The sequence below is a fragment of the Microcoleus sp. Pol1C5 genome (genome assembly GCF_036701115.1).
Lineage (GTDB): Bacteria > Cyanobacteriota > Cyanobacteriia > Cyanobacteriales > Microcoleaceae > Microcoleus.
Genome location: NZ_JAUBQE010000027.1, coordinates 87,947 through 101,090, shown reverse-complemented (window position 1 = coordinate 101,090; position 13,144 = coordinate 87,947). Strand labels below are relative to the sequence as shown.

The following is a 13,144-nucleotide window of genomic DNA, read 5'->3' as shown; positions in this document are numbered from 1 at the left end:
AAGGCAGAGATTTTTGAGAAGAGTTATAATTCGCAAAGCCTTTGCCAGATAAGCTTTGCGAGTTTTGGGAGATGTCTAATAGCCAGCCACAGGGTACTACTAACCAAATTCGCCACTAGCAAGGCGACAGTAACGCCAATGGTGGCTGCGAGCATTACAGTTGCTTTTTGGCGATAGGCTCCACCCGCATCGACCATGCCAACAAACATAGCTCCCATCACCGCGATCGCACTTGCAGCAGGATGACCTGCAATGAAGCCAACTGCAATGGGCCCGCTCGCTGCTAAAAGGGTACGCAAGCCGTAGAGAAGGTCAGGTTTACCGGGCAATGGCTGAAACTGCTGCAACAGCCAGTTGAGAGATTGGCGATAGTCAGATGGCATTAGTAGGCTACCTCTTTAAATTAAATTAGCTGCTGATACGAGTGATGAGACAAAAAAGTTTGTTAACACGTTCTTTAGCAATGATTAATTTGAAAAACTTGACATAGAATCCATCTGAGCGGAAATTGATTCTAGGCTTTGAACTCTACCTGATGCCTGAACGATCCGTGGGAATGGTGGCAAATCCTCGGTTTGCCGAACCTAACAATCGCGTGCGTGTTGTCGGTGACAACTTACTCCTGGATTGCACCCTGAATAATACTGAAGCTGCTGATCGCCTGGTTCATCACTGGACAGCGGTTCTAAAGTCGATTAGCGAAATGCCGTGCCCGTCATCCCGTTTAGCCTGTAATTCCGCAATAACATTCCTTTGCAAGCTGTGGACCATCAATGCGGCACCTGCTGCTTTGGTAGCAACCCCAAAACCTCAGTATTAGACCTCAACTGCCTCACCCACGATTTGATAACCTTTATGCCGTCGATGGTAGCAGGTCAATCGCACTTTCGGAGCTCGACCAGTTAAAGAGCTGTTTTAAAAGCGATCGACCAAACGACCGAATTAACAGCAAATAAAAAAGTATAAAAAATATAGATTGACGGAGCGCGCATAGCTCTCCACAAAGAAGGCATTTTAAATATTTTCAAAGAACCGAGGGGGTGAACTAGATCTTCGGGTATAGAACTGGCATTAAAACTTTCCTCTAAAGCCCTTTCATCGTTCAAGAATTCGGTAACTGCGGCGGCTCTTTGCATGTAATAAAATTGCACCCTCCAGTAGGTAGCTTCTAAAAACCAAAAACCAAAAATTATAACGTACCCCAGCGGAACTAACGCATCTATTTTGTTTGCAAACACCCAACCGACCAGCGCTACCCAAATGGTAATTGCAGCAGTTTTTAATTGCATCAGGATTGTTGTGAAGTTAGCTATTTTTTTCTCTAGTTCCTCCGCTCCTTGTTGCAGCATTGCTAGCTGAAATTCAAATCGATCCATGTTTGATTCGGAGATAGCGGACTGTGCCTGTACGGTTTCTAACTTTAACATACCAAATTCTAGCCGTTTCACTTACCAAAAGGCTGTCCCCACTGCTGCCAGCATTCTTTGTTGAAAGGTGACTTCCACTTGTAAATAAGCTCTAACTCCAGTTGCAGCCGCTGTTTCCGATTGCTCGGCGCTCCGTACCAAAATGCAATAGCCACAGCCACATCCAAGGAATAGCGCCGGTGCAGTTCGATGTAATTTTCAATGTATCTATGGCAATCGTGGCTCATCCACCGTTGCTTGGGAGTGCGCTCTGTTTCTCCCACATACAATAGCAATGGAAGCTGGTTATCTATGACGAAATAGAGGCAATGGGAATCTCCCCAATCCGGTTTCTCGCAGAATGAAAGACTGTGCAATTCTAGGGCAAACGGGTCTATATTGTTGGGGTCGCAGGGATTGGGCGCTAGCTCGAACAGCGTTCCCTGTTTCGGTTGTTCGGAGGCAGCAGATTGTTGGTGTTTAAGGATGCGCTGTTTCCAAGAATGCAGGGCACCAACAGTCATCGTTAGTTGAGTGGGTTTGGCGGAGCTGGGTTGGAAGCCGGGGAAAAGTTCTAGTTGTTTCACAGGATTATCAAAGATTAAAATTTAGCAAACTGCTGCTACATTAATTTTTCCATTTCAACCGCACCCAAACGGGCTTGGAGTACGAGCAAGTTCACCGGGTCGATGCCGATGCTGAAGGTCATTAATTTCAGGTTTCTGGGAATGTATCTACTTAGCTGATTCTCCACTTGGCTCAAACATACCACTAAATCAACTTCTTGAAGTGTGGTCGCATTGTTTTGAACAAATTCTAGGGTAACGGCTTGTGATTCTACGTGATGCACGTTATAGTCGATAATTTGCTTCATTGCTTCGCTGCTGCTTTGTTCCACGCACACAAATAACAGCTTGGCGTTGCGGGGAAGCGATGAAATGTGGCTTAATAAGTGCATATCGGGCTGCACTTCAATGCCTATTACTTCCTTATGGGGGTCTGCTATCTGAGCCACATCCCACAGGTTTTTGATTGTCGTTACTATTAAATCTGCAGATAAAAGTTGTGAAAAGGCTTGTGGTTCTTTAGCTTCTAAGTCCGCCCAAGGAACCGATACGATACCCAATCCCGTTGCAGATTCTAAACGTGCACTGATATCGATACTGTCGGGATAGAAATTCACGAATGCTACATTTACTCGATGGCGATCGGCTAACACGGCTTGAGCGTAAGCTGCTGCTGAAAACTCTGATGCGGTCAACCCATATTGGGAGGCTGAATGGAAAGCTTGACTGATTAGGTCATAAAAGGTTTTGCGGGCAACCATTTGCCTGATGAAGGGAGTATCGGCAATGACCGTTCTTTTACCTCGGTTGCCTACAAGATATCCCAAAGCAATCAGTTCGTTGTATACCTGGGCTACAGTATTGTGATTTACTCCCAAGCACTTAGCCAAGTGGGTAATCGGCGGTAAAGGTTGATTTGGCTTCAAATTGCCGCGGGCAATCAACAGCTTAAGCTGTTCGGTAATTTGAGAACTAATGGTGATAGGCGCAGCAGTATCCACAACAATCGGTAAAACCGGGTCTGTCATACAAGTTGGCATAATTCTTTCTCATGTCATTAATTCATACTTTACCGATTGCGAGGCACTGCTAAAAGGCAGAATATTGCTAATAATTCTGTGCCGCCTACCGCGCTAATTCACTTCAAACATCCACAGCCTGCCTGCATAAACTCCGTTGAGCCACAGGGGCCGGGAATGGCGCTCGATGATGCGTCCATCCCTGAGCTGCACTTTTTCCTTAATCTCTAGGTGCGTTTGCTCGTAGATTTCTTTCATATCCTTCAAGAACAGTTGAGGGTTCTCAAACTGCTCGGATACAAACTCCAATGCGAGTTGGTCGGATAGCGACCGCACAATAAGTTCGGGCAGATTCCAAATTCTCAACAAGTTGGGAGTGACTCCTACCATTTGGCGGTGGCGGTTGACAATTAAAATGCCGGCATTTTCTTGATGTTGTAGTCGGTCTGAAATTGACAGCATCAGAACTTCCCTACTAACAAATCTGTACTTTCTCAACCCTCAATTCTAGTGCATTGAGGGGTTTAGCTGTGGGATTAGCTTAGTGCATTGTATCACACCTTTGATAGGGGCCGACCTCAAAAATACTGGTTGACTGGTACTATAATACTGGTGTACCATAGAAAGCACTTATTGTATTGCCATAATTTCTAAAGAGGGGATTCCAAAAATGAAGTGGTTATTTGATTTGGGAGCCAAGTACCGCCAGAATTTGCTTTCTGGATCTTTTTATCATCAGCTAACCGCAGCGGAGCATCCAGAAGATGTTCGAGGTTGGGTCAGGCAACTCTACTATCAATCGAGTGATTTTACTGCGGCACTTGCGATGCGCTATACAATGTGCCGAGATTTTCGGTATCAAAGCTGTTTCGCGCACCACGCTACAGAAGAAGTAGACCACGCCTCGCTGCTGCTCGATTGGATGCACAAACACGAATTCTTACAACCGGGAGAAAACCCAACTTCCACAGCTCCTACCCTAGAAACTCAAATAGTGAGCGCCTATTGTTTCCGCTCGGTATTGCGAGAATCCTACGAGCATCAAGTCATTGCCATGAACCTGATATCCGAGGGCGTGAGTTTTGATTTCTTTTCGGCGGTCATCCCCGTGTTCGCGCGCTTGGGACTCAAAACCAACCGCTATTGGATGGTGCACCGCGAAATAGACCAAGAACACTTAGCAATGGGCATTGACCTCATCCCGCAATGTGATGAAGATTCCGCATTAGGAAAAGAGTACAGCCGCATTGCTTATGAAACTAGCGTCCTATATGGTCGGATGCTGGATTCTTGGTGTACCGCCAACAAAGGCAATCAGGAGACACCTTCGCTTGCTCAGTTGGTGGCTGCAAGAAGATAGCGGACACCTAATGAAAAAGCAACTTAATAATGGTGGCGGTACTCACACAGCGTCACCATTTTCATTATCACAGGGCGTTCCTACACGTTGATTTTCCTAAAAATTAATCACACTAACCTTGTTCTGCGATTCTCTCAAGCGCCTTGCCATTAACAGCATGGCTTGATTTTCTTCAGTCTCGTCTTTTAATTCGGACAGAGCGCGTTCAATTCTTAAAAGCGGGTGCTCTTCTCTCTCCCTTTTTTTCTTCTCCAAGTCATTTTGAGAGGTGATAATGCTCACCACCAGAGCGCACTCGCTGCCCGGGCGCAACCGTGCAATCACCTCCATGCACCGCCACAGCAAGTCGCTGCTGAGATCTTGCTTTCCCTGCCGCACTTTGCTCCAAGTCTGCCGCGCAATACCGCTTTGTTGAGCTAATTCTGTGCCGTGAATGTCCGCCTGTTCTTCACAAAGCCACCTCAATAAAGGTGATACGGGTTCAGTCATTGTAAATATTTATTACATATCTGTCGCTTATGGGTGACAGAGGGGATAATTTGTCAATGATTGGCGAATCGATTGACTCATAGGATAACTCAAAGTTAACACATCGGTCACGCAGAAAAGAACACGAGTTCCAAAAAAACAAACCCTCGTTGAAAAGAAGAGGGCTCAAAAATTATTAATAAGGAATTCTATCATGACAGATTCTTCGGAAAACAGCAACACCCGCGCTAAAAATAGCAGCTTGTTGAGGTTTTGGGAGCAGGAGGTGCTGCCTCGACTCACTGCCGACTTGGTGTACGACCATCCCTCACACGCTTTTCAACACAGCGCCCAGAAGTGGCGGGGAGGTAGTCCGTTTCGCAAGAGCAAGTCGGGAACTTCGTTTACCGTGTGGCCCGATACTCTGCGCTTCTACGATGCGGGATGCGAGTTTGCAGGCGACCCCCTTGCCTACATCCACAGCATTAAGATGAATCGGTGGGAGCATCCCAAGGGCATTGATTGGGTAGAAGCGCTGCGGGAAGCAGCATCCAGGGTGGGAGTCACGCTGCCCGAACGCGAACACACTCCGAGGGAAATAGAAGTAGCCGCGAAGTGGGAAGCGCGCCGGGGGATACTGGCTGCGGTGTACGCTCAGTGCCGAGATTGGCTGTGGAGCGAGGCGGGGACGGGCGCTCTCAACCACTTGATTGCAGAGAGGGGCATGAGCCGAGAGGCGATCGCTCAGTTGGGATTGGGCTACTACCTGAGCAAGGATGAAGTTGCAGCAGCGCTCAAAGCGCGAGATTACAGCTTAGAGATTGCGGAAGAAGTGGGCGTGCTGACCCGCAAGTGGGAAGGATACGTTACTTTTCCTTGGCACACGGCATTGGGTCAACCGCTTACGGTGTACGGTCACTGTCCCACGAAGCCCCTGCCCCTCAAAAAGCACCACCGGGGGTGGAAAAGCGAGAGGGATGCGGCTTACCGAGCTTGGGGAAAACTTTCGGAAGCTCACAAGGTAGAGCAGCCTTGGAGGGAACCGACCATCCCGAAGAAATACGCTTGCTGGAATCCCAAGGATGGGGAGGGCGCGTGGCTGACTACGAAGGAATCGCCGCTTTACTTCGACCGAGCTTTGGCAGCGGGTCACAAAGAAGTGGTGGTAGTCGAAGGCGTTACCGATGCAGCGGTGGCTCAAGCGCTGGGAGATACCCGCGTTGTGGCTTGCGTAGCCGCCAGCTTGTCGGGAGAGCAGGTGCAGTCGCTGCGGCGTTCGGGAATCGAGAGAGCGGTGATTTGCCTCGACCCCGATAGCGCGGGGGATAAGGGTATCGAAAGCTGCATCAAGTCTTTGCTGCTAGCGGGCATCGTTCCTTATGTAGCTCCCCGATTGCCTGTGGGTGAAGACGGCGACGGCGACCCCGATAAGTTCATTGCCCGCAACGGCATCGATGCTTGGCTGGAACATACGAGTTTGGCAAAAGCCCTGCACGGCTTGAGGTGGAAAGCGCAACAAATAATAACTCGCTTGTCGGGCAACACCGATGCGGACAAGCAAGCAGCGCTCTTAGAGGCAACCAAGTGGGCAACCAATATTAAGGATGCGGTGGCGCTAAACATCTTCTATTGGCCGACCATCGGTGAAACTCTGGGAAGTTCACCGCCCTCTTGGTTGGTGGAGTTTGGTAAAGAATTGAGTGCGGGCAATCAAGATAATTCACCAAGCCAGGAAATTACCAAATGTCCCGACCGCAAGCGAGATGCGTTTTACCGAAGCCTGTGCGACAAATTGGGTCTGGACTTCAATTACTACACCAGGGGGCGAACTTTCGACGACTTCGCGGTGAGAAAGGTATTCGGAACGCATTACAAAGCCATCAACAGCGCCATGTATCAGTACACCGGGGCGGGATGGTGGCAGCGGCAGGACGAGAAGCGCTGCGAACACATGATTGCAGCGTGCAGCGAAAAGGTGTTCAAACTACACCAAGTAAGCAAGTGGGAATGGGAGGAAACGTTTCCCTTTTCTAGCGACAACTGCGCTAAATCTGCACTCAAGTACGCCCTCAAGCGCCTGTACCTAGAACCTCCCCCCAACCGATATTTTAGAGCGTTCAAGAACGGCACCGTGGATATGAGAACGGGAGAACTCCTGCCCCACGACCCCGCTCACTACCTCACTTCGGCCATTGAATCGGATTACGTCCGCGACCGCCCCTGCCCCCAAATTTTTCTCGACTTCATCATTTCCGCTTTTGGTGAAGACCAACTCGATGCGGTGAGGGCCTACACTTCAATGCTCATCGACCCGACTGCACCCTACGGCAAGTTCGTGCACATCATCGGGCCTTCGGGTTCGGGCAAGGGAACTCTACTCAGGCTATGGGGCGAAATCTTCGGTTTGGAGGATTCGCATTCGGGCGACTTTGCAGAATTGAGCAATCCCGAATCTCGGCACCAACACCTGACCGGTAAATCTCTGTACACCATTCCCGACACCGGGGGCTACATCACGGGGATTAGACCGTTTTACGAATTGGTAGACAACGGCCAACTTTCGGGTCGCAGCCTTTATTCGTCCTGCGGTTACACCAAAGAATGGAACTGCCGCTTCGTTGCAGCTTCCGTTGACCACCTGCAAATCGAAAACGCGGGCGACGGTTGGGACAGGCGGTGCTTGCCCCTTCTATCCAAAGGGCGGGAAGGGTTAGAAGACCCCTACCTGCGCCACAAACTCTCTGCCGTCAAAGCGGACATCGTATCCTGGGCGCTGGCAATGCCCCGAAGCGAACGCGATGCCCTGCTGCTGCAACCTTCCAAGAACAACCGCATCCGCCTTGCCAAACTCGATGCCGCGACCTACGGCGACCCGGTACGCAGCTTCATCGACCTTTGCTTTCGACCGACCGAAAGTGCTTCACCAATCCAAAACCACGAACTCCACAGTTGGTTTATCGCGTATTGCAAGGCGCACGGCTACTCGGACAACCGGGGAATGAGCAAGTTCATCGCTCACCTGAAAACAGTAATCCCCCAGCACCACGTATCCCGACACCGCCAAGATGGCGAGTTAAAGCCCGCTCACTGGACTCACATGGCTCTGTTGCCCGGTGTCATGGTCGATGTTTCGCTCGCTGAGGATGCTTCTAACGGCTATCAAGGCAAACCAAACCAACCGCACCCCGAACCAGAGTGGCGGTGTGCCAAATTCCGCTGTTCAGAAGGCGGTTTGTTGGCTTTTGAAGAATGGAACGAACAGCAAAAGATGGGAGGTCTTATCCCTGATTTGAATCAGCAAGGCGACCGGGGCATAGCGGGGGGCGACACCGCACAGTCTACCTCGACCGGCAACAACATCACGCAAACTCAAGGGTTTGGAGGTAGCGATCGGGGTGATGGGGGCGATCGGGGTACTACTTCCCTAACAAATGAAAGGGTAGGGGATGTTCCGAATCTACCAAACACCCCCCCTCAGCAAATAGGTGAGGAGTTGCCCTCTACCCCGATCTACCCCGCTCGTTCGCTCAGCATTGATGAATGGGTAGCCCAGCTTTCTGAAGCAGCAAACCGAGATGGCACAACCTATGAAGCGGTGAAGGGATTGGGCGTACCGAACCGCCAGCGCTCTGAAATCTTTGCTGCACTGACACCATCGGTAAAAGAACGGCTCAAAGGGTTGAGGGAAGAGTTCGAGAGGCGGATTCCCCAAGATATCGAGAAGTGGAGGGAGGCAATCGCAGCTTGGTCGGTGTTGGATGCAGATGCACTCAACCATCAATGGCAACAATTTGATTTATGGAGCCAGTGTTTGTTGGGTATCGGTAATTGGGTGGAAAGAATCAATAAATCTGGATTATTTGATTTTGGAGCATCGGTGTACGCCCAAACACTTGAATTAGCAATGGGAGACGTTGAGCTACCAGTTGAAGTGGAAGTAACAAACGCGGATTTAGAAGTAACAAACCTTGAACCAAAACAACTCTATTTGTTGCCCGATGTTCATCCCCCTTCAAAACCAGAAAATAGATTTTCACCAGAATCGGAGGATTGGTTTTAGCTATGAATAAAAAATGCCCGAATTGCGCTTCCCCTGATATTTATCGCCGCCATCCCCACAGCTTGGAGCTTTGCTGCGACAATTGCCATCACCGATGGCAAGCAAAGCAAGTCTTGGCTCCAATTCTTCGGGATAAGTTCTGGCTTAGCATACCTTTGAAAGGCTGGCACTATGTCGAAGTGTGGCACTCGATAACTAACTCGCAGAAGTTTGCTTATCGGTTGGCTTACAGCGCTTCGCTATTCGGTGATTTAAAGGGTGAATTCGATACGCCAAGATTAGCTTTAGAAGCTGGAATTATGGATGCTAAGGGATTATTGACACCCGCTGAGTCACCTATTTAAGAAGCGCAGTTGTGACTCCCCAAAAGGAGAATCGAAGATGATGCGAACGCTTTCACTATTCAGCGGCATCGGTGGTTTTGAGCTAGCTGCTGCTGCCCTAAATTGTTTCACCGTCGAACAGTTGGTAGAAATCGATGAGGACGCTCAATATGTACTCCGACCGCACTATCTACACATCCCGATTCACAGCGACATCCGAACTTTTAGCGCTTTCCAAAACACAACCAAAAGTAGAATCCGAGCCAGATACCTCTTTGCCAAAACACCCATGCCGGGACAAGCTTAAATTGCCCTCAAACGATTGCAGCACCTCGCCCAAGCTTTCAGAATCGTCGATTGAGAACACCGCCGAGTTTGCATTATCGGGGTTGGGTATTAGTTTCGGTAAAACGCTGCAATATCTAACCCATAAAACGGTGACACGCCGTGTTTGGAAAGATAAACACGCTCAAAAATTCGTTAACGCTTTCCATCACAATAAATTAGTCAAAGCCCTCGATAAAGATATCCGCTATGGAGGCAAGCAAATTGGTTGGTGTCGGTTGCTTGGCGCTCCCTACAAAGAGCAACTTGCAGCCATGCCCGATGGAGATTTGCAGGCTGAAGGGGGAATGTGTTCCTCAGTCGCAGAGTTCATTCAGCAATACTTTAAAGGCAACAGCAGCCTCGAAGTTTGGGTAATTCGCTTTGAATTTATGCCATTGGAGCAAGTAACATCAACCCAAACTTCCAAAGCGCTTGGTGTATACTCTGACTCTACAACTAAAGCTAATAGCAATTCTGCCATTATATGGTCAAACCTGAGTATACACCAAGCTCAATTATCCGAGTTTTGTTTATGTGATGGCTCTGCCATCGCAACTGACAACAACTCTCCCATTGCTTCAGCACTCGATAGTATACACCAAGCTTCATTAACACCTTTTGGTGTATACTCAGCGATCCACAATAGGGCTAACAGCAGCTTTAGCATTACTCTAGGGAGCAAGAGTATACACCAAGCCTCACTCGCACCTCATATAAGTGATAGCAATGACTCTGTTTGTTTGCCAACTTTTCTCACAATTGATAGTATAGAACGAGCTTCATTCTCTGCATCACTGGAACATCAAAGAGTCTCTGGTGTATACCACAGGGGCGACAACCAAACTGATGCTAACACCGACACCTCTTTGCTAGCCGAAAGTATACACCAAGCCTCAATACCCAGTCTTGGTGTATACCCCAGTGATGGCAATCAAAGTGATAGCAATGCCACTAACGATTTACTAACCGAAAGTATACACCAAGCGCCTGTAATTCAAGGAGGCAGCGGGTTGGTGTACAGCTTTTGGAAGGGTGAAAGCACAGTCAACCACTACCGCTACAAAGTTAAAACCAACGGCAAGTGGCATGTGAAGAGTGTCTACATCCCGGTGGGAAAGCTCCCTAAAGTAAAAGAAGCTATTGCTCGTAAGTTGAGCGTCGCTGCGATAGTGGTTGAGGTATTGGGGAGAAACTTGTGATTGATTGCCCTCTCTTTTTCACACCATGCGGTAGCTCTTTCTTTGGACTCTCTTAGTTTTTTGATGTCTCTACAACTCATTCACCATCCATCCGCATCTATCTCTTCGTGGATGTAGAGTCCATCCCTGTGTTCCATCACAATCATAAAAATGGGGGGTTTTACCCCTCATTTTTATTGACCAGGCGATCGGGGCATAATGGGGGGTCTTACCCCTTATTCTGCTCCGATCATCTAACACATTACGAAATATCAATACTTTGAGCCGTATAAAGGCGATCGAGGCACATTGTAGGGTCTTACCCCTTGTTCTGCCCCGATCACTAGAAATACAACGCAATATCAAAGGTTTTAAGGGTGTGATCAGGGTGATCAGGGCGATCGGGGTACTACTCCTTAAAAATAGAGAGGGGGGCCTATTTACTTGCAACAACAAAACACCCCTTAATAAAAAAGGTGAGGAGTGGGCGATCGCCCCGATCGCCCCGATCGCTTCTACTCAAACCCATATACCACAAGGGAATTAGGAGGCGATCGCAGCATAATACGGGGTAAAACCCCCTACTTTACCCCGATCGCCTCGATTGCTGATGTGGGTTCTTCTCAAAGCCATACGCAGCATAGAAATCCAATAGCGATCGGGGTGCGATGCGGGGTAAGACCCCTTGTTCGAGCCCGATCGGCTAAACAAGAATGTGGGGATAGTGAAGCTTGGATGAGGTAGAGCCACTAACGAGCACGGAAGGAGGTGCGGTGGCTTAGCAGGATTCAAGAATCGCTATTTTCAAGGCAACGGCAATGTCGAAGCGCGGGTGGCTCGCCTTGAATGGATGGCAGCAAGGATGCTGGATGTATGCTGCGATGCGACGGATGAAGTGGATAGTAACTCTATTGTTACTTGGCAAACAAGCAGTATACCCCAAACTCTATCAAAAGCCTTGGTGTATACTAGGGCGCTTTCATAGAAACTGATAGCAACTTGCTGATTAATTAGCCCAAATAAAGTATACACCAAGCTCCATTGTGAGGCTTTTGTGTATACCTTTAGTGTTGGCATAAAACTAATATAAAATACTTCTAGCCCACTGAACGGTTTGATAGTCTTGCTTTTGCCGTTCATCCTAACTGCGCTATATCGTTCTCAATCCTTAAATCACTATTTGTTTACACACAAGGTGTAAGCCATTTTGTTGATGTTTTTTAGTGTTTTGATTCTTCTACTAATTCCACTAACAATTCAGTAGGAATGCGGTGTAGCCATTTCTCCACGCTAGCTCGGTCTAGGGATTCCAACTTGGTCAAAGCTTCCCCGACCAACCGCGTTTGTGGATTATTATTATCCGAAACACTTTCGATATCCTGTTGCGGTAATGAAGAGTGACGCAATTCTTCCTCAAACATAGCAATTTCATCCTCAGTCAAGTAAGAATCCCTTACCCAACCTGGTACCCAATCTTTCAGCACAATCACTTTATCATCCAAGGCTGCATCCTCAATTCATCCCACTAATTATAGCTTCAATCCGAACCAACCTCCGTTCGCTGATGCGGAGTAAGTCCCTACGTTCCATCGCTTCCAGGGCATTGAGGTAGCATTCACTTTGAGCAGTTCCCAAGTACATGGTTAGCTTACCGTGGGGGAGAGAGCGAGAACGCGACTTCAACCTAAAATAGTAATAGCGCTTACCCTTCTGGATAGAGGAATGCTTTTCAATGATGGCATCCGCAGGAGGAATCCAAGCACTCTGTAATTCCTGCTGCTGCGAATAAAGGAGAGAGCGGCACTTTTCCAAGTAACGGCGGTCGCTGCTGTGCACAATTAGGGGAAGAGCATGAGAGTTGTGAGAAACAATGTAGGTATTGTGAGCCAGGTAGCGGGCAGGTACACCTAGAGTATCTTCAATTAAGTGTTTGAGTTCGGTATGGGAATAGCACTTCTCAAACGTACCCCACCGCGTAATTACGCCGTCGCTGTAAGCGACACCTCCATGATTCCTCGATCGCCCGGTGATGGCACTGACTACCAAAGTTTGGCGAGTGAATTCGTAAGCCCAGACGAGCGTTTCACACCGCAGCGCGGGAACTTCAATAGTGCTTAGAACGTAAAGCAGCGTAACAACATCAGCGGCTCTTTTAATAGTGCGGGGAAAGTAGTAAGGGTCGTAACCGCGAGAACGAAAACCCATTGCTTGAAGGAAGCGCACGTCGTCACCGCGACCGCATCCGTAATCCAAGTGCGCGTGATGGGGCAACAGAATTCCCGCATCAACGGCAGCAGCCATCGGTAAGCTCAATTGATTGCGTTTGAGTGCCGCTTTGTGTCTGGATATTGTCAGGTTATCGAGGTTTGTTAATGTCATGGCAGCATCCAATTAATATTAATATCAAATATACAAACAATTTAAATAAAATGGCTAG

At 48.5% G+C, this 13,144-nt stretch carries 15 protein-coding genes; 7 read left to right on the top strand and 8 right to left on the bottom strand.

The features are described 5' to 3' along the window. Nucleotides 1–23: 23 nt before the first annotated feature. Nucleotides 24–383 carry a hypothetical protein gene (locus QUA23_RS16700; protein ID WP_333077071.1) on the bottom strand — a complete coding sequence of 120 codons (360 nt, stop codon included), beginning with the start codon at nucleotides 381–383 and terminating at the stop codon, nucleotides 24–26. Nucleotides 384–762: 379 nt separating this feature from the next. Here QUA23_RS16700 and QUA23_RS31070 point away from each other — a divergent pair, with 379 nt between their 5' ends. Then, a complete protein-coding gene (locus QUA23_RS31070) occupies nucleotides 763–906 on the top strand; it encodes a GMC oxidoreductase (protein ID WP_445243500.1) in 144 nt (47 codons plus the stop codon). Here QUA23_RS31070 and QUA23_RS16695 read toward each other — a convergent pair. The 4 genes from QUA23_RS16695 to QUA23_RS16680 all read right to left on the bottom strand — a co-directional run bounded on the left by QUA23_RS16695 (nucleotide 903) and on the right by QUA23_RS16680 (nucleotide 3,453). Next, nucleotides 903–1,349, bottom strand: coding sequence for a hypothetical protein (locus QUA23_RS16695; protein ID WP_333110429.1), 447 nt, complete (start codon nucleotides 1,347–1,349; stop codon nucleotides 903–905). The two genes, QUA23_RS31070 and QUA23_RS16695, sit on opposite strands and share 4 nt — an antisense overlap. Before the next feature lie 95 nt (nucleotides 1,350–1,444). Next, nucleotides 1,445–1,993, bottom strand: a complete 549-nt coding sequence (locus tag QUA23_RS16690; protein ID WP_333077067.1) for a GIY-YIG nuclease family protein — start codon at nucleotides 1,991–1,993, stop codon at nucleotides 1,445–1,447. Between the two features lie 35 nt (nucleotides 1,994–2,028). Further along, complete coding sequence (locus QUA23_RS16685; RefSeq protein ID WP_333077066.1) at nucleotides 2,029–3,012, bottom strand: GntR family transcriptional regulator; 984 nt, start codon at nucleotides 3,010–3,012, stop codon at nucleotides 2,029–2,031. A gap of 93 nt (nucleotides 3,013–3,105) precedes the next feature. Further along, entirely contained in the window at nucleotides 3,106–3,453 is a 348-nt protein-coding gene (locus QUA23_RS16680) for a hypothetical protein (RefSeq protein WP_333077065.1), read from the bottom strand. Nucleotides 3,454–3,661: 208 nt separating this feature from the next. Here QUA23_RS16680 and QUA23_RS16675 point away from each other — a divergent pair, with 208 nt between their 5' ends. Beyond that, a complete protein-coding gene (locus tag QUA23_RS16675) occupies nucleotides 3,662–4,351 on the top strand; it encodes an iron-containing redox enzyme family protein (protein WP_333077064.1) in 690 nt (229 codons plus the stop codon). Between the two features lie 96 nt (nucleotides 4,352–4,447). Here the strand turns inward: QUA23_RS16675 and QUA23_RS16670 are convergent, their stop codons facing one another. Further along, nucleotides 4,448–4,840 carry a hypothetical protein gene (locus tag QUA23_RS16670; RefSeq protein WP_333077063.1) on the bottom strand — a complete coding sequence of 131 codons (393 nt, stop codon included), beginning with the start codon at nucleotides 4,838–4,840 and terminating at the stop codon, nucleotides 4,448–4,450. A gap of 193 nt (nucleotides 4,841–5,033) precedes the next feature. Between QUA23_RS16670 and QUA23_RS16665 the strand changes: the two genes are divergently transcribed. From QUA23_RS16665 to QUA23_RS16645, 5 genes are all read left to right on the top strand, one after another. After that, the gene (locus tag QUA23_RS16665; protein ID WP_333077062.1) at nucleotides 5,034–8,879 is read left to right on the top strand and encodes a toprim domain-containing protein; all 3,846 of its coding nucleotides are present in this window, start codon (nucleotides 5,034–5,036) and stop codon (nucleotides 8,877–8,879) included. 2 nt (nucleotides 8,880–8,881) lie between these two features. Beyond that, entirely contained in the window at nucleotides 8,882–9,223 is a 342-nt protein-coding gene (locus QUA23_RS16660) for a hypothetical protein (RefSeq protein WP_333077060.1), read from the top strand. Nucleotides 9,224–9,260: 37 nt separating this feature from the next. Continuing rightward, a complete protein-coding gene (locus QUA23_RS16655) occupies nucleotides 9,261–9,509 on the top strand; it encodes a DNA cytosine methyltransferase (protein WP_333077059.1) in 249 nt (82 codons plus the stop codon). Between the two features lies 1 nt (nucleotide 9,510). Next, on the top strand, nucleotides 9,511–10,728 hold the full coding sequence (locus tag QUA23_RS16650; protein WP_333077057.1) for a hypothetical protein: 1,218 nt from the start codon (nucleotides 9,511–9,513) through the stop codon (nucleotides 10,726–10,728). Between the two features lie 462 nt (nucleotides 10,729–11,190). Continuing rightward, a complete protein-coding gene (locus QUA23_RS16645; RefSeq protein WP_333077056.1) occupies nucleotides 11,191–11,451 on the top strand; it encodes a hypothetical protein in 261 nt (86 codons plus the stop codon). Between the two features lie 476 nt (nucleotides 11,452–11,927). Here QUA23_RS16645 and QUA23_RS16640 read toward each other — a convergent pair whose 3' ends face one another. Together QUA23_RS16640 and QUA23_RS16635 are read right to left on the bottom strand one after the other, a co-directional pair. Continuing rightward, the gene (locus QUA23_RS16640; protein ID WP_333077053.1) at nucleotides 11,928–12,209 is read right to left on the bottom strand and encodes a hypothetical protein; all 282 of its coding nucleotides are present in this window, start codon (nucleotides 12,207–12,209) and stop codon (nucleotides 11,928–11,930) included. 10 nt (nucleotides 12,210–12,219) lie between these two features. Beyond that, nucleotides 12,220–13,086 (bottom strand): DNA phosphorothioation-associated putative methyltransferase, encoded by an 867-nt coding sequence (locus QUA23_RS16635; protein WP_333077052.1) that lies wholly within the window; start codon nucleotides 13,084–13,086, stop codon nucleotides 12,220–12,222. Between the last annotated feature and the right edge of the window lie 58 nt (nucleotides 13,087–13,144).

Excerpts from the sequence above, each read along its gene's own strand:
- QUA23_RS16635 (WP_333077052.1), bottom strand. The coding sequence starts at position 13,086 with ATGACATTAACAAACCTCGATAACCTGACAATATCCAGACACAAAGCG.
- QUA23_RS16675 (WP_333077064.1), top strand. The coding sequence starts at position 3,662 with ATGAAGTGGTTATTTGATTTGGGAGCCAAGTACCGCCAGAATTTGCTT.
- QUA23_RS16660 (WP_333077060.1), top strand. The coding sequence starts at position 8,882 with ATGAATAAAAAATGCCCGAATTGCGCTTCCCCTGATATTTATCGCCGC.
- QUA23_RS16655 (WP_333077059.1), top strand. The coding sequence starts at position 9,261 with ATGATGCGAACGCTTTCACTATTCAGCGGCATCGGTGGTTTTGAGCTA.
- QUA23_RS16670 (WP_333077063.1), bottom strand. The coding sequence starts at position 4,840 with ATGACTGAACCCGTATCACCTTTATTGAGGTGGCTTTGTGAAGAACAG.
- QUA23_RS16680 (WP_333077065.1), bottom strand. The coding sequence starts at position 3,453 with ATGCTGTCAATTTCAGACCGACTACAACATCAAGAAAATGCCGGCATT.
- QUA23_RS16685 (WP_333077066.1), bottom strand. The coding sequence starts at position 3,012 with ATGCCAACTTGTATGACAGACCCGGTTTTACCGATTGTTGTGGATACT.
- QUA23_RS16665 (WP_333077062.1), top strand. The coding sequence starts at position 5,034 with ATGACAGATTCTTCGGAAAACAGCAACACCCGCGCTAAAAATAGCAGC.
- QUA23_RS16700 (WP_333077071.1), bottom strand. The coding sequence starts at position 383 with ATGCCATCTGACTATCGCCAATCTCTCAACTGGCTGTTGCAGCAGTTT.
- QUA23_RS16695 (WP_333110429.1), bottom strand. The coding sequence starts at position 1,349 with ATGCTGCAACAAGGAGCGGAGGAACTAGAGAAAAAAATAGCTAACTTC.